The following is a 15,353-nucleotide window of genomic DNA, read 5'->3' as shown; positions in this document are numbered from 1 at the left end:
AAGCGTCGTGACAGTCGACGCACATGTTTAATGCTCGACCGCATTCGCGAGCAAGCCCACATTTGAAATCAGTAGGGCCTCAGTCCGGATAATCCGTCAAATCCGGCGCCAGCATCCGCGTCTTCACCTTTCCGTTCGAGTTGTGCTGAAAAATCTCTCGCGGCTGCCCCTGTTCGTTGAAAAACACCTGGCCGATCCCCGCCGAATTCCACAAGCGTTCTCCAGCCTCTGCATGTTCAGGCGTGTACGGAACAATGCGCATCAGCCGGCGTTTGGTGAACCAGTTCAGTGGCGAGCGCGGCGAGTAGAGCCAGCGATTGAGGCGGTCGAACCATTCCAGCAAGGTCGGCGGAAACTCGTTTTTGATCCCGCTGCTGGTGATCTGCCAGATCCGTGGGCCGGCCTTGCGGTGTCGGATAAGGACTTCGTAGACGAAGGAATAATGCACATCGCCGGACAGCACCACGTAGTTACCGGGTGTACGTGAGTGTCGGAAAATGTTCAGGATCACCTGTGCGGCGCCGCGATGGGCCATCCAGTTTTCAGCGTCGACCAGCAGCGGAAAACCGCACCAACTGAAGACCTTTTGCACCGTTTCAATCAGCTTCACGCCGAAGATCGGCGCCGGAGAAACGATGATCGCTGACGGATGATCAAGCAGCTCCTGTTGCAGTTCGCTCAGCGCCTCCCAATCGAGCAGTCCCGACGGTTGCTTGAGCGCCATCTCGCTGCGCCAGCGTCGGGTGCGGGTGTCGATGACCACCAGCGCGGGACTGCTCGGCAGCACGAAATGCCAGTGTTGAAAGCGCAGCAGGTCATCGATCAGTGCGTCCTGCACCGGGCTGTCGAGGTATTGATCGTCGCCGCTGGCGCTCAAACCTTGAGTTTGCTTCAGCAGATCCTTGAAGGCGTCCGGGCTATTGCCCCAGCCCTGGCACAACATATAAGCGATCAAAGCGTTGCCGATGATGCGTTTGGAGAACGGATGACCGTAGGCCGTTTCCTCCCATTGCGCGGACAGATTCCAGTCATCGGTGATGTCGTGATCGTCGAAAATCATCAGGCTCGGCAGATGCGCGAGCGCCCGGGCGACGTTGCCCAGACCTGCTGTGAAGGTATCAATCCGCGTTTGTTCGAGCGTGTATCGGTTGAGGCGTTCGGGCGTGAGTGCTGGAGCTTGCGGATTAACCAGTGTCCACGCGGTTGGCGACCACACCAGCAAGTACATCGCCATGACTTCGGCGAACGTCACCAGGTGATTGTCAGCGCTGCTGCTGGTGAAAATCGGCTTACGTGCGCCGCCGAAAAATCGCTCACGCAAAGTCTCATTGCTCTCCAGCGCCGGTAACAAATCCGCGCGGTGGTAGTAACTCGCCGGGTGCTCGTAAAGCTTGGCGCTGTCGCTGACCACGGCGCCTTCGAGGTGCTCGTCGAACAGGCCGAGACGTGCAATCAGCGCATGAATCGCGCGCAGCATTGGCCCGGCGACGTCGTCGGCGTAGACCTGATCGCCGCTCATCATCAACAGCGCCGGGCGTTGTTGCGGGTCGGTTTCGCTGGCCAGAAGCTCGTCGACGCAGAGCAAACCATCCGCCGCCGGGTGATGCGGTTTGCGGCAGGAGCCATGCAGCAACTGATCGATCCGCGAACGCACAACAAGGTTCGGAGTTGTTGCGTTGCCATACAACAGATGCGGCGCCCAATCGGCAATGCCATGGGTGTCGTCAATCAGCAGGTCGTAGTCGATGCGGGTGTCGCAGGGCAGGGCGTTTTCCAGGGTGACATCGATGAGATGAACAAACGCGTGACGGCCTACGGGAATGACGGTGCATTTCGCCGCATCGAGAGGAATCTCTCCTACACCTTGCAGGCGCAAGGTCAGAGACAGTTGGCGCGTGCCGACCAGCCACAACACCAGCCGAGTCGGTTCCAGCCGTCGCAGCAGCGGGCCGGCCAAAACAGGTGGCAGCGGGGTCAGGTCATCAAGGGTTGCGGACATCCGGGGACAAAGCTCAAGGCGCACAGGCCGGCGATGATAGCGCAGCCGGCGCCTTGAACCCTTAAGTGAGGCTTAAGAGTCGGTTTTCTGTAGCTTCAGCGCCAACAGCTGCCATTCACCGGACGACGCCTGTTCTTGCACCGAGCAGTCGAAACGGTAGGTGACATCGTCGCCGTTCATGTTGCGCGCGGTGACGCTGTTGCTGAAGGTGTACACCTGATTCTTGAAGCGCTGGGTGGTGATCGCCTTGCTGTCGGCAAAACGCGCCGAGGCCGGGAAGCGCAAGGTGCTGGTCACTAGCGGGCTGCACATGACATAGGCGAGCATCGACTTGTCGCTGTCAGCGTCATGCCCGAGTTTTTTGCTCAGCGCGGTCAGGGCTTTGCGTCCTTGTTCGTCACTTTGATCCAGTACGGTTTTTTCCGAGATCGACGTCGGCGCGCGGCTGGCGTAGTTCGGCAGCAGCGCAGAATCCGGCGGCGATGGCGTGTTGTCCGGTTCAATGGCGGCGAAGTTCGGCGCGTTTTCGAGCGGAGCCGGTGCCGCCGCTGATTCGGATTCAGGCAGCAAAGAGGTCGGTTCGACGTTCTGCGCGACGGTGTTTTCGACCGGCGCCTGTTCAGCGCTGTGCCTGGATGGCAGCAGCGACAACGTGATCGACAGCACCACCAACCCGACAATGAAACCGCCCGCTGCGCCGACGATATTGCCGTAGAACAGATTCCAGCTGCCCCGGTTCTTTACCACCCAGCGCCACATGAAACCCCAGGCGGCGATGAACGCCAGAAAACGCAGAAACTCCATTCGATCCTTTCCTTAACCTGCAAAAAGCTTGGATCAGCGCGTATTGAGACAGCGCGCTGTTGATGGACGGCAAGATATCAAAATCGGTGTCTGCCGCCACGAACACATTCACCGACCTCTCAAACGAACGCTACGTCAGGGCGAAAAACGCCAGTGTAGTGATGCCCGCCGCAGTGCCGCAGTGCCGCAGAGGGCAGCCAAAAGCTGACGAGCGATTGGGGGTTCAACTTGCGAGCGGCGGGCGACCCACATCCATACGCCGATGAGCGCACCGGCAGTCGCCATCATTTCCATCAGGGTGCCGATGACGCCGGGCACCGGTGGCCGCGCTGAACCGAACAGTCCTGCACACAACTGCGCACTGGTCAGGCCAACGATCATCCCACTGATAGCGCCCAACACATTGGCAAGCAACAGATTCCAAGTCCCACGGACTTTGACCACCCACACCCACATCGCTGGCCAAACCACAAAGAACACCAACACATCCATCGAATTTCTCTCCTGAAATCAGCGCGGGTCGAAGCGCTCTATGCCCCAACCGACAGTGGACGGCAAGATAGCAAAATAGTAGCGTCGCGCCACGCTGGTCATCCTGGTAAAGGCTTTCCGGAAGATATTTTTTGCACTAGAAGCGCGTCACTGATACGAAGCACGACCAGGATGTTTTCTCGAACAGAAGGATGGACAGATGATCGACTTCAACAACAAAGGCTTCTTCAAGCTCAAGCAAAACGATGAGTACGCGCAACGCGTGACCGAACTATTGCTTGATGGGGAAGAGGTCATCGACTCCTACAAGTCGATGCGCGATGGCGTGGTGTTTACCAACAAACGCATCATCGCCGTCAACGTTCAAGGCATCACTGGCAGCAAGAAAGACTTCACGTCGCTGCCGTATAAAAACATCGTCGCGTATTCCGTGGAAACGTCGGGAACGTTCGATCTGGACTCGGAGCTGGAGATTTACTTTTCGTCGCTGGGGAAAGTGAAATTCGAATTCACCGGGAAGACCTCGATGGTCGAGATTTCGAAGTACATCTCCAAGTACCTGTTCTAAAGAATGTCTTTGAGATAACCCTTCAGCGCGAGGAGCGGCGGATCAAGCTGCTCCAGCGACTGCGCCTGCCTGAGATCGGCTGACAACTTGTGCAACTCGCGCCCCAACGGTTTCTCGACACCGCCCAATGCATCCAGCGCCAGGCCGAGGCACTCATTCATCTTCAATTGAATAGTCTCGACATCGCCACGTTTCACCAACAACTCGAAAATATCTCGCTGGTAGTCACCCATGACCATGTCATCGCGCAGGATCGGGCTCAGGCCCTCTTCCTCATATGCGAGTTTCAGGGAGAACAGGGCGACTGTTTCCAGTGACGTTTCCATGGTGTTGATCCTTGGGGTTTTCGTCGGTCGAGAAGCTGAAGGTCAAAAGATCGCAGCCTGCGGCAGCTCCGGCAGGGGCAGGGGCTTTATTGCAGGCGAAAAAAAAGGCCTTGCTAAGCAAGACCTTTCTTAATTTTGGTGCCCCGAGGGAGACTCGAACTCCCACTCCTTTCGAAAACGGATTTTGAATCCGCCGCGTCTACCAATTCCGCCATCAGGGCTCAATGGCGGCGAAGTATAGAGATGAGATTACCGTTGGTCAATCACGTTTCATGGTCTATTTTCGATATTTCCGCTAAACTTTCCGGCCCTGCTAGACGAACCCCATCATGCGTGTTGCTGACTTTACTTTCGAGCTCCCTGATTCGCTGATCGCTCGCCACCCTTTGGCCGAGCGTCGCGGTAGTCGCCTGCTGACCCTTGATGGGCCGAGCGGCGCCCTCGCACACCGTCAATTCACTGATTTGCTTGAGCATTTGCGCCCGGGCGATTTGATGGTGTTCAACAATACCCGGGTGATTCCGGCGCGGCTGTTCGGGCAGAAAGCGTCCGGCGGCAAGCTGGAAATCCTCGTCGAACGCGTGCTCGATACGCACCGCGTGCTGGCCCATGTGCGCTCCAGCAAGTCGCCGAAGCCGGGTTCGAAGATCCTCATCGACGGCGGTGGCGAGGCTGAAATGATCGCGCGTCACGACGCGTTGTTCGAGCTGGCCTTCGCTGAAGAAGTGTTGCCGCTGCTCGACCGCGTCGGGCACATGCCGCTGCCTCCTTATATAGATCGTCCGGACGAAGGTTCGGATCGCGAGCGTTATCAGACCGTGTACGCCGAGCGCTTAGGCGCGGTAGCAGCGCCGACGGCGGGGCTGCATTTCGATCAGTCGCTGATGGAGGCGATTGCTGCGAAAGGCGTTGAGACCACGTTCGTCACGCTGCACGTGGGCGCCGGTACCTTCCAGCCTGTTCGCGTCGAGAAGCTTGAAGATCACCACATGCACACCGAGTGGCTGGAAGTCGGCCAGGACGTGGTTGATGCGGTCGCGGCATGCCGTGCGCGCGGTGGTCGAGTGATTGCGGTCGGTACCACCAGCGTGCGTTCGCTGGAAAGTGCTGCGCGCGATGGTGTGCTCAAGCCGTTCAGCGGCGACACCGATATCTTTATCTTCCCGGGCCGGCCGTTCCATGTGGTCGATGCCCTGGTGACCAATTTCCATTTACCGGAATCCACGCTGTTGATGCTGGTTTCGGCATTTGCCGGTTATCCCGAAACCATGGCCGCCTACAAGGCTGCCGTCGACAACGGTTACCGCTTTTTCAGCTACGGTGATGCGATGTTCATCACGCGTAACCCCGCACCTACTGCCCCTAAAGAAACCGGCCCAGAGGAAACAGAATGAGTCGCGAATGTCGCATGTCCTTTGAGCTCCTTGCCACCGATGGCAAGGCCCGTCGTGGTCGCCTGACCTTCCCGCGTGGCACCGTCGAGACCCCGGCGTTCATGCCAGTGGGCACGTACGGCACGGTCAAGGGTATGTTGCCGCGTGACATCGTCGCCACGGGCGCAGAGATGATTCTGGGCAACACCTTCCACCTGTGGCTGCGTCCTGGCACCCAAGTGATCAAGGAGCACGGCGACCTGCACGATTTCATGCAATGGAAAGGCCCGATCCTCACCGACTCCGGCGGTTTTCAGGTGTTCAGCCTCGGCGCGATGCGCAAGATCAAGGAGGAGGGCGTGACCTTCGCCTCTCCGGTCGACGGCGCCAAAGTGTTCATGGGCCCGGAAGAATCGATGCAGGTTCAGCGCGATCTGGGCTCGGACGTTGTGATGATTTTTGACGAATGCACCCCGTACCCGGCTGACGAAGATGTCGCGCGCGTATCGATGGAGCTTTCGTTGCGTTGGGCTCAGCGCTCGAAAAATGCCCACGGTGAAAACACCGCAGCGTTGTTCGGTATCGTGCAGGGCGGTATGCACCAGGATCTGCGTAAGCGCTCGCTCGAAGGCCTCGACAAGATCGGCTTTGATGGCTTGGCCATTGGCGGTCTGTCGGTCGGCGAGCCGAAGCACGAGATGATCAAAGTATTGGATTATCTGCCGGGCATGATGCCGGCTGACAAACCTCGTTACCTTATGGGCGTTGGCAAACCGGAAGATCTGGTTGAGGGTGTGCGCCGCGGTGTGGACATGTTCGATTGCGTGATGCCAACCCGTAATGCCCGCAATGGGCATCTGTTCATTGATACCGGCGTGCTGAAGATCCGTAACGCGTTCCATCGCCATGATGAATCGCCGCTGGATCCGACCTGCGATTGCTATACCTGCCAGAACTTCTCCCGCGCTTATCTGCATCACTTGGACAAGTGCGGCGAAATGCTGGGAAGCATGCTCAATACCATCCATAACTTGCGCCATTATCAGGTGCTCATGGCTGGTTTGCGCGAGGCTATTCAACAGGGTACATTGGCCGCCTTTGTCGATGCCTTCTACGCCAAACGCGGGCTCCCCGTTCCGCCTTTGGACTGAGTTTTCTGACCCCAAGATTCAACATTTGCAACTGGAGTGCTAAATGAGCTTTTTTATCTCTAACGCCATGGCTGACGCGGCTGCACCGGCTGCTGCCGGCCCAATGGGCGGCGGTTTCGAGTGGATTTTCCTGGTCGGTTTCCTGGTCATCTTCTACCTGATGATCTGGCGTCCACAGGCCAAGCGCGCCAAAGAGCAGAAGAACCTGCTGAGCAGCCTTGCGAAGGGCGACGAAGTTGTGACCACTGGCGGCATCGCCGGCAAGATCACCAAAGTTGCCGATGACTTCGTGGTTCTGGAAGTTTCCGACACCGTCGAAATGAAATTCCAGAAAGGCGCCATCGCCGCCACGCTGCCAAAAGGCACGCTGAAAGCGATCTAAAGGTAACAACTTCTACTCAATCGACGGGGCGCGCAAGGCGCCCCGCGTTCATAACGGGCGGCGTGATGCTGAACAAATACCCTCTGTGGAAATACATTCTGATCCTGGCGGTGCTGGCGGTCGGTCTGATTTATTCCGCTCCCAATCTTTATCCTGATGACCCGGCCATTCAGGTCAGCGGTGCAAGCACTGCGCTGCAAGTCAATCAGGCTGATCTGGATCGCGTGAGCACTGCGCTCAAGGAATCCGGGATCAACGTCAAGGCAGCCACACTGGCGGCAAACGGCAAGGGCGGTCTGATCCGTCTGACCAAGGCTGAAGATCAGCTGCCGGCCAAAGACGTTGTGCGCAAGGCATTGGGTGATGACTACGTCGTTGCGCTGAACCTGGCACAGACCACCCCGCAATGGCTGCGCAATCTGGGCGCGCACCCGATGAAGCTGGGTCTGGACTTGTCCGGTGGTGTGCACTTCCTGCTGGAAGTGGACATGGACAAAGCCCTCGATGCACGCCTGAAAGTCTACGAAGGCGACGTCAAGAGCCTGCTGCGCAAAGAGAAACTGCGTTATCGCAGCCTGCCGCAACTCAATGGCGCCATTCAGTTGGGCTTCAGTGATGAAGACTCCCGCGAACAGGCCCGTGCGCTGATCCGCAAGAACTTCAACGATTTCGACATTGTTCCGGCCGATCTTAACGGTCAACCGGTACTGCGTCTGGCGATGACCCCGGCGAAGCTGGCGGAAATCCGTGAATACTCCATCAAGCAGAACTTGACCACGGTACGTAACCGCGTCAACGAGCTGGGTGTTGCCGAACCGATCGTCCAGCGTCAGGGCGCCAACCGCATCGTGGTTGAGCTGCCAGGCGTGCAGGACACTGCCGAAGCCAAGCGTATTCTCGGCAAGACGGCCAACCTTGAGTTCCGTCTGGCTGCAGAGCCGGGTGCTTCGAAAGCCACTTCCGAGACTTTCGAGTTCCGTGAAGGCAATCGTCCCGCTGCGCAGATCGAACGTGGTCTGATCATCACCGGTGACCAGGTCACTGACGCCAAGGCCGGTTTCGGCGAGCACGGTACGCCTGAAGTGAACATCCGTCTGGATGGTCACGGTGGCGAGCTGATGAGCCGCGCAACTCGTTCGAACGTCGGTCGCAGCATGGCGGTGATCTTCATCGAGCAGCGTCCGGTGACCACCTACGTCAAGCAGATGGTCGACGGCGTCGAAAAAGACGTCGCGGTGCAAACGTTTAAAGAAGAGAAGAAGATCATCAGCCTGGCGACCATTCAGTCGCCGCTGGGTGCTCAGTTCCGCATCACTGGCCTGAACGGTCAGGGCGAGTCGTCCGAGCTGGCGCTGCTGCTGCGTGCCGGTGGTCTGGCTGCACCGATGTACTTCGCTGAAGAGCGCACAATCGGCCCGAGCCTGGGTGCTGATAACATCACCAAAGGTATCGATGCGTCGCTGTGGGGCATGCTGTTCGTGTCGCTGTTCATCATCGCCATCTACCGCTTTTTCGGCATCATCGCTACTGTCGCACTGGCAGTGAACATGGTGTTGCTGCTGGCCTTGATGTCGCTGCTGGGGGCAACACTGACCCTGCCAGGTATCGCCGGTATCGTGCTGACCATGGGTATGGCGGTCGACGCCAACGTGCTGATCTTCTCGCGGATCCGTGAAGAGATCGCCGCCGGCATGACTGTGCAGCGTGCAATCAACGAAGGCTTCGGCCGGGCATTCACCGCGATTCTCGACGCCAACCTGACAACTCTGTTGGTCGGCGGGATTCTCTTTGCCATGGGCACCGGCCCGGTCAAAGGTTTCGCAGTGACCATGTCCCTCGGGATCTTTACCTCGATGTTCACGGCCATCATGGTGACCCGCGCAATGGTCAACCTGATCTTTGGCGGACGTGACTTCAAGAAGTTGTGGATTTAAGGGGCTGCCATGTTACGTACAATCAACTTCATGGGCGTTCGCAACTTCGCGTTCGGCGTCACAGTATTCCTCACCTTGCTGGCTTTGTTCAGTGTCGCTACCAAGGGCATGAACTGGGGCCTGGACTTCACCGGCGGTACGCTCATTGAGCTGACCTACGAGCGTCCGGCCGACGTCACCAAGGTGCGTGAAGAGCTGGTAACTTCCGGTTATCACGAAGCCATCGTACAGAGCTTCGGTGCAACCACCGATTTGCTGGTGCGCATGCCGGGTGAAGACCCGCAGCTGGGTCATCAGGTCGCGCAAGCGCTGCAGAAGCTCGGCGGTGACAACCCGGCGACGGTCAAGCGCGTCGAGTTCGTTGGCCCGCAGGTCGGTGAAGAGCTGCGCGACCAGGGCGGCCTCGGCATGCTGCTGGCGCTCGGTGGCATCCTGATCTACCTGGCTTTCCGCTTTCAGTGGAAATTCGCGGTTGGCGCCATCGTTTCGCTGATCCACGACGTAATCGTGACCATCGGTATCCTGTCGTTCTTCCAGATCACTTTCGACCTGACGGTACTGGCGGCGGTACTGGCGATCATCGGTTACTCGCTGAACGACACCATCGTTGTATTCGACCGGGTGCGTGAGAACTTCCGAGTGCTGCGCAAGGCGACGCTGATCGAGAACATCAATATCTCGACCACGCAAACCCTGCTGCGCACCATGGCGACCTCGATCTCGACGTTGCTGGCGATTGCGGCACTGCTGTTCTTCGGTGGCGATAACCTGTTCGGTTTCTCCATCGCGCTGTTCATCGGTGTTCTGGCGGGTACTTACTCGTCGATCTACATCGCCAACGTGGTGCTGATCTGGCTGAACCTGAGCACAGAAGACCTGATTCCTCCTGCAAACACTGAGAAGGAAGTCGACGACCGTCCATAACGCGTAGCGTTTTCCCGGTTGTCAGCCAAAAAAGGCGCGAGTTGAACTCGCGCCTTTTTTTATGCTCCAAGGCTGGGAGAAGCGCGGGCGCGTCCCGCATGTGATGGTCAGGAGGTTCATGTGAACAAGTCGTTGCTGGTTGGTGCGGTATTGGGTGCTGTCGGTGTCACTGCCGGGGGTGCTGTTGCCACCTACAGCCTGGTTAAAAGCGGCCCTGAGTATGCGCAGGTTTTGGCCGTTGAGCCGGTCAAGACACAGATCAAGACACCACGTGAAGTGTGCAAGGATGTAACGGTCACTCGCCAGGCGCCTGTAAAAGATCAGCACCAGATTGCCGGAACGGTAGTCGGTGCGCTGGCAGGTGGTCTGTTGGGTAACCAGATCGGCGGCGGCACCGGCAAGAAAATTGCCACGGTCGCTGGCGCAGTCGGTGGCGGTTATGCCGGTAACAAGGTGCAGGAAGGTATGCAGAATCGCGATACCTACACCACCACGCAAACCCGCTGCAACACAGTGAATGACATCAGCGACAAGGTCGTTGGTTATGACGTGCGTTATTCGCTGGACGGTAAGGAAGGTAAGGTGCGCATGGATCGTGATCCGGGCAACCAGATTCCGGTCGACAAGGAAGGTAAGTTGATCCTGTCGCAGAACGAGCCGGGCCAGTAACAGGCCGATCGTTTAGAAAGAAGCACCCTGCGGGGTGCTTTTTTTGTGCCCACAAAAAACCGATTTCCGTGTAGGAGCTGCCGAAGGCTGCGATCTTTTGATGTTGGTTTTTAAAAAACAAAGATCAAAAAGATCGCAGCCTTCGGCAGCTCCTACAGGGAGGTTTTGTAAAATTCCAGGCATAAAAAAAGCGCCCCGAAGGGCGCTTTTTTCGTTTCGCGTAACGCTTAGCGCTTCAGCGAAGCCGGCAGGTGCGGCTGGATCGCCGTCAGAACTGCTTTGAAGCATTTGGTGTTGCCGGCAACGATGTGGCCTTTTTCAAGGAAGTCGTGACCGCCGGTGAAGTCGCTCACCAGGCCGCCGGCTTCTTGAATCAGCAGGGCGCCTGCAGCCATGTCCCACTCGGACAGACCCGATTCCCAGAACGCATCGAAACGACCGGCAGCCACGTAAGCCAGGTCCAGGCTCGCCGAACCGGCGCGGCGGATGCCGGCAGTCTGGCCAACCAGAGCGCGGAACATGCCCAGATAGTTTTCCAGGTTGTCCATTTGATCGTCACGGAATGGGAAGCCCGTGCCGAGCAGTGCGCCGTCGAGGCTGGTACGGCCGCTGACGCGCAGACGACGACCGTTCAGTTGAGCGCCGCGACCACGGCTGGCGGTGAATTCTTCCTGACGAACCGGATCCAGAACAACAGCGTGTTCCAGGCGACCGCGGTATTTGCAGGCGATGCTGACGGCGAAGTGAGGAATGCCGCGCAGGAAGTTGGTGGTGCCGTCCAGCGGATCGATGATCCACAGGTACTCTTCGCCTTCGATGCCGGTACCGGCATGCATGCCAGTCTCTTCACCGCGGATGGAGTGGTTCGGGTAAGCCTTGCGCAGCGCGTCGATGATTTTCTGTTCAGCGGCGCGATCGACCTCGGATACATAATCCTTGGCGTCTTTTTCGTCGACCTTGATGGTATCCAGGCGCTCGATGGAGCGGAAGATCAGTTCACTGGCGCTGCGGGCGGCGCGCAGCGCGATATTCAGCATGGGCTGCATGGATGTGTCACCTAAGGTTGTTAAAGAAAGCCGCGCATTCTATCAGAACTTTTCTTCAGGTGAAGGATGCTGTTCGCTTTCATAGCTTAACGGTAGGCTGTTCTGTAAGATTTGCACCCCTTTCCTGTGTCCGAGAGCGCCTCCCTTGCTGCAGAACATTCGTGTTGTCCTGGTCAATACCAGCCACCCCGGCAATATCGGCGGGGCCGCGCGCGCCATGAAAAACATGGGTCTGTCGCGACTGGTGCTGGTCGAACCGCGCCTGTTTCCGCACCACGAGGCCGATGCTCGCGCCTCCGGTGCCGGTGACATCCTTGAAAATGCGCAAGTCGTCGCCACCCTGGAAGACGCGTTGGTCGGCTGCAATCTGGTGCTCGGCACCAGCGCCCGTGATCGCCGAATCCCTTGGCCGCTGCTGGATCCGCGCGAATGCGGCACCAAAGTGGTCGAGGAAGCCGGGCAGGGCGCCGAAATCGCCTTGGTGTTCGGTCGTGAAGATTCCGGCCTGACCAATGACGAGCTGCAGCGATGTCACTTTCACGTGCACATCCCCTCCGATCCTGAGTTCAGTTCGCTGAACCTCGGGGCGGCGGTGCAGGTGTTGAGCTATGAAGTGCGCATGGCCTGGCTGGCTGCACAAGGTCAGCCGAGCAAGATCGAGAAAGAAGAAGTGGCCTCGGTGAAAAGCGCCGAGCTGGCGACCATGGATGAGCTGGAGCGCTTTTATGAGCATCTGGAGCAGACGCTGGTCGCTATCGAATTCCTCGATCCGGAGAAGCCACGGCACCTGATGGCGCGCCTGCGCCGGTTGTACGGACGCAGCTCGGTCAGCCGGGCGGAAATGAATATTTTGCGTGGCATCCTCACGGAAACCCAAAAAGCGGCCCGTGGTGAGCTTCTAAAGCGGAAGGACTAAATGATGTTTGAGCGTTTGCGTGAAGATATCCAGAGCGTGTTCCATCGAGACCCGGCGGCGCGTAACGCTTTTGAAGTTCTGACCTGCTACCCCGGCATGCATGCGATCTGGATCCATCGACTGGCCGGCATGCTGTGGCGTAACGAGCTGAAATGGCTGGCGCGGCTGGTGTCGAACTTCGGTCGCTGGCTGACCGGGATCGAAATTCATCCGGGCGCCAAAGTCGGTCGACGCTTCTTTATCGACCACGGCATGGGCATCGTTATCGGTGAAACCGCCGAGATTGGCGATGACGTGACCATTTATCAGGGCGTGACCCTCGGTGGCACCAGTTGGAACAAAGGCAAGCGCCACCCGACGCTGGGCGACGGTGTTGTGGTGGGTGCGGGCGCCAAAGTGCTTGGCCCGTTCACCGTCGGCGCCGGTGCCAAGGTCGGTTCCAATGCTGTTGTGACTAAAGAAGTGCCGCCGGGCGCCACGGTAGTGGGAATTCCGGGGCGGATCATCGTCAAATCCGACGAAGAGCAGGACGCCAAGCGCAAGGCCATGGCCGAGAAGATCGGTTTTGATGCCTATGGCGTCAGCGAAGACATGCCCGACCCGGTGGCGCGCGCCATCGGTCAGTTGCTCGATCACCTGCAAGCGGTGGACGGACGGCTGGAAGGGATGTGCGGCGCGCTGAAGGATCTGGGCAGCAATTACTGTGCGAAAGATCTGCCTGAGCTGCGCGAAGAAGACTTCGCCTGCGTCAAAGGCAAAGACGAATCCAAAGCCGGCTAGCGCCCCTGTAGGAGCTGCCGAAGGCTGCGATCTTTTGACTTTGCTTTCCATAAGATCAAAAGATCGCAGCCTGCGGCAGCTCCTACAGAGGCTTGCGCCGGCCGGTGTGCCATTACGCCGCAGACCCTGCTATCATTCGCGCGCTCTTTTGCGGGTAATCCTGACTAAAGTACTAGGTCTTAAAGTTGACTTAAATACTCGGGAATTGCATACTCGCCCCATTCTGAACTCCGTGGTAACTGTCCATGCGACTGACTACAAAAGGCCGATACGCCGTGACCGCCATGCTTGACCTGGCGTTGCACGCGCAGCACGGGCCCGTGTCCCTGGCCGATATCTCCGAGCGCCAAGGCATCTCCCTGTCCTACCTCGAACAGCTGTTCGCCAAGCTGCGCCGCAGCAACCTGGTTTCCAGTGTTCGCGGCCCGGGTGGTGGCTACCAGTTGTCCCGCGACATGCAGGGCATTCAGGTCGCCCAGGTGATCGATGCAGTAAACGAATCGGTTGATGCCACCAAATGCCAGGGCCAGGGCGATTGCCATTCCGGCGATACGTGCCTGACTCACCATCTGTGGTGCGATTTGAGCCTGCAGATTCACGAATTTCTAAGTGGTATCAGCTTGGCTGATCTTGTAACTCGCCGTGAGGTGCAAGAAGTAGCCCAGCGTCAGGACCAGCGTCGTTGCAACAGCAAGGCGCCACGCCTGGACAAGATTGAAGCGTCCGCCGTCGAATGACAGCCGAAGAGCTAGCGGTACGCCAGCCCTGATTTAGGAGATAGTCCATGAAATTGCCGATTTACCTTGATTACTCTGCGACCACCCCGGTCGATCCGCGCGTTGCGCAAAAAATGAGTGAATGCCTGCTGGTTGACGGAAACTTCGGTAACCCGGCGTCCCGTTCCCACGTATTCGGCTGGAAAGCTGAAGAGTCCGTCGAAAACGCCCGTCGTCAGGTGGCCGATCTGGTCAACGCCGATCCGCGCGAAATCGTCTGGACCTCCGGTGCCACTGAGTCCGACAACCTGGCAATCAAGGGTGCGGCACATTTCTATGGCTCCAAGGGCAAGCACCTGATCACCTCGAAGATTGAGCACAAGGCTGTCCTCGACACCATGCGCCAACTCGAGCGTGAAGGTTTCGAAGTGACCTACCTCGAGCCCACTGAAGACGGTCTGATCACCCCGGCGATGATTGAAGCGGCACTGCGCGAAGACACCATTCTGGTCTCCGTGATGCACGTGAACAACGAAATCGGCACCGTTAACGACATCGCCGCGATCGGCGAAATGCTCCGCGCCAAGGGCATTCTGTTCCACGTCGACGCCGCTCAGTCCACTGGCAAGGTCGAGATCGACCTGCAGAAGCTGAAAGTCGACATGATGTCGTTCTCCGCCCACAAAACCTACGGCCCTAAAGGCATCGGTGCGCTGTACGTCAGCCGCAAGCCGCGTGTGCGCATCGAAGCGACCATGCACGGTGGCGGTCACGAGCGTGGCATGCGTTCCGGCACCCTGGCGACTCACCAGATCGTCGGCATGGGCGAAGCGTTCCGTGTGGCCAAAGAAGACATGGCTGCTTAAAACGTCCGTATCAAAGCGTTAAGCGACCGCTTCTACAAGCAGGTCGAGCATCTGGAAGAGCTGTACGTCAACGGCAGCCTGACCGCCCGCGTTCCGCACAACCTGAACCTGAGCTTCAACTACGTTGAAGGCGAGTCGCTGATCATGGCGCTCAAGGATCTGGCGGTATCGTCCGGTTCGGCGTGCACCTCGGCGTCGCTGGAGCCTTCGTACGTACTGCGCGCCCTGGGCCGCAACGACGAACTGGCACACAGCTCGATCCGCTTCACCTTCGGCCGCTTCACCACCGAAGAAGAAATCGACTACGCCGCGCAGAAAGTCTGCGAGGCCGTTACCAAGCTGCGCGCAGTGTCGCCGCTGTGGGACATGTACAAATTCGGCGTCGATATCTCGATAATCGAGTGGGC

15 protein-coding genes, 1 tRNA gene and 1 pseudogene are annotated in these 15,353 nt (G+C 58.3%); 11 read left to right on the top strand and 6 right to left on the bottom strand.

Going from position 1 to position 15,353, the window contains the following annotated elements; translation table 11 throughout:
• Positions 1–79: 79 nt before the first annotated feature.
• The 3 genes from ACIOMO_RS26920 to ACIOMO_RS26910 form a co-directional block, all read right to left on the bottom strand.
• Positions 80–1,999 (bottom strand): alkaline phosphatase D family protein, encoded by a 1,920-nt coding sequence (locus ACIOMO_RS26920; protein WP_401244506.1) that lies wholly within the window; start codon positions 1,997–1,999, stop codon positions 80–82.
• Between the two features lie 72 nt (positions 2,000–2,071).
• Positions 2,072–2,803 carry a hypothetical protein gene (locus ACIOMO_RS26915; protein ID WP_401244504.1) on the bottom strand — a complete coding sequence of 244 codons (732 nt, stop codon included), beginning with the start codon at positions 2,801–2,803 and terminating at the stop codon, positions 2,072–2,074.
• A 135-nt stretch (positions 2,804–2,938) separates the two neighbouring features.
• Positions 2,939–3,295 carry a hypothetical protein gene (locus ACIOMO_RS26910; RefSeq protein WP_401244502.1) on the bottom strand — a complete coding sequence of 119 codons (357 nt, stop codon included), beginning with the start codon at positions 3,293–3,295 and terminating at the stop codon, positions 2,939–2,941.
• Positions 3,296–3,494: 199 nt separating this feature from the next.
• Between ACIOMO_RS26910 and ACIOMO_RS26905 the strand changes: the two genes are divergently transcribed.
• The gene (locus ACIOMO_RS26905; RefSeq protein ID WP_053123551.1) at positions 3,495–3,863 is read left to right on the top strand and encodes a PH domain-containing protein; all 369 of its coding nucleotides are present in this window, start codon (positions 3,495–3,497) and stop codon (positions 3,861–3,863) included.
• On the opposite strand, the gene ACIOMO_RS26900 is transcribed toward ACIOMO_RS26905, so the two are convergent.
• Together ACIOMO_RS26900 and ACIOMO_RS26895 are read right to left on the bottom strand one after the other, a co-directional pair.
• Positions 3,860–4,189: a hypothetical protein gene (locus tag ACIOMO_RS26900; RefSeq protein ID WP_159813980.1), complete on the bottom strand. Its 330-nt coding sequence runs from the start codon at positions 4,187–4,189 to the stop codon at positions 3,860–3,862. The genes ACIOMO_RS26905 and ACIOMO_RS26900 overlap by 4 nt on opposite strands.
• 136 nt (positions 4,190–4,325) lie before the next feature.
• Positions 4,326–4,410, bottom strand: a tRNA-Leu gene (locus tag ACIOMO_RS26895).
• Positions 4,411–4,518: 108 nt separating this feature from the next.
• Between ACIOMO_RS26895 and queA the strand changes: the two genes are divergently transcribed.
• The 6 genes from queA to ACIOMO_RS26865 all read left to right on the top strand — a co-directional run bounded on the left by queA (position 4,519) and on the right by ACIOMO_RS26865 (position 10,622).
• Positions 4,519–5,583 carry a tRNA preQ1(34) S-adenosylmethionine ribosyltransferase-isomerase QueA gene (gene queA, locus ACIOMO_RS26890; protein ID WP_053123547.1) on the top strand — a complete coding sequence of 355 codons (1,065 nt, stop codon included), beginning with the start codon at positions 4,519–4,521 and terminating at the stop codon, positions 5,581–5,583.
• A gap of 14 nt (positions 5,584–5,597) precedes the next feature.
• Positions 5,598–6,713 carry a tRNA guanosine(34) transglycosylase Tgt gene (gene tgt, locus ACIOMO_RS26885; RefSeq protein ID WP_164979451.1) on the top strand — a complete coding sequence of 372 codons (1,116 nt, stop codon included), beginning with the start codon at positions 5,598–5,600 and terminating at the stop codon, positions 6,711–6,713.
• A 43-nt stretch (positions 6,714–6,756) separates the two neighbouring features.
• Positions 6,757–7,095: a preprotein translocase subunit YajC gene (gene yajC / locus ACIOMO_RS26880; protein ID WP_003227923.1), complete on the top strand. Its 339-nt coding sequence runs from the start codon at positions 6,757–6,759 to the stop codon at positions 7,093–7,095.
• A gap of 65 nt (positions 7,096–7,160) precedes the next feature.
• The gene (gene secD / locus ACIOMO_RS26875; RefSeq protein WP_053123543.1) at positions 7,161–9,029 is read left to right on the top strand and encodes a protein translocase subunit SecD; all 1,869 of its coding nucleotides are present in this window, start codon (positions 7,161–7,163) and stop codon (positions 9,027–9,029) included.
• 9 nt (positions 9,030–9,038) lie between these two features.
• Complete coding sequence (gene secF, locus ACIOMO_RS26870; RefSeq protein WP_053123541.1) at positions 9,039–9,953, top strand: protein translocase subunit SecF; 915 nt, start codon at positions 9,039–9,041, stop codon at positions 9,951–9,953.
• A gap of 120 nt (positions 9,954–10,073) precedes the next feature.
• Positions 10,074–10,622 carry a glycine zipper 2TM domain-containing protein gene (locus ACIOMO_RS26865; RefSeq protein WP_053123539.1) on the top strand — a complete coding sequence of 183 codons (549 nt, stop codon included), beginning with the start codon at positions 10,074–10,076 and terminating at the stop codon, positions 10,620–10,622.
• A 227-nt stretch (positions 10,623–10,849) separates the two neighbouring features.
• On the opposite strand, the gene suhB is transcribed toward ACIOMO_RS26865, so the two are convergent.
• Positions 10,850–11,668: an inositol-phosphate phosphatase gene (suhB, locus tag ACIOMO_RS26860; protein WP_008084666.1), complete on the bottom strand. Its 819-nt coding sequence runs from the start codon at positions 11,666–11,668 to the stop codon at positions 10,850–10,852.
• A gap of 145 nt (positions 11,669–11,813) precedes the next feature.
• Between suhB and trmJ the strand changes: the two genes are divergently transcribed.
• From trmJ to ACIOMO_RS26840, 4 genes and pseudogenes are all read left to right on the top strand, one after another.
• Complete coding sequence (trmJ, locus tag ACIOMO_RS26855; protein WP_008084663.1) at positions 11,814–12,584, top strand: tRNA (cytosine(32)/uridine(32)-2'-O)-methyltransferase TrmJ; 771 nt, start codon at positions 11,814–11,816, stop codon at positions 12,582–12,584.
• Positions 12,585–12,587: 3 nt separating this feature from the next.
• Positions 12,588–13,364 (top strand): serine O-acetyltransferase, encoded by a 777-nt coding sequence (gene cysE, locus ACIOMO_RS26850; RefSeq protein ID WP_007964422.1) that lies wholly within the window; start codon positions 12,588–12,590, stop codon positions 13,362–13,364.
• A 245-nt stretch (positions 13,365–13,609) separates the two neighbouring features.
• Positions 13,610–14,101, top strand: coding sequence for a Fe-S cluster assembly transcriptional regulator IscR (iscR, locus tag ACIOMO_RS26845; RefSeq protein WP_003227911.1), 492 nt, complete (start codon positions 13,610–13,612; stop codon positions 14,099–14,101).
• Positions 14,102–14,148: 47 nt separating this feature from the next.
• Positions 14,149–15,353 (top strand): annotated as a pseudogene (locus tag ACIOMO_RS26840) (IscS subfamily cysteine desulfurase); the annotation flags it as partial.

The organism is Pseudomonas sp. NPDC087804 (assembly GCF_044742965.1).
Taxonomy (GTDB): Bacteria; Pseudomonadota; Gammaproteobacteria; order Pseudomonadales; family Pseudomonadaceae; genus Aquipseudomonas; species Aquipseudomonas rustica.
Note: the sequence above shows the minus strand (reverse complement) of the source record. Positions and strands in the feature narration are given on the sequence as shown.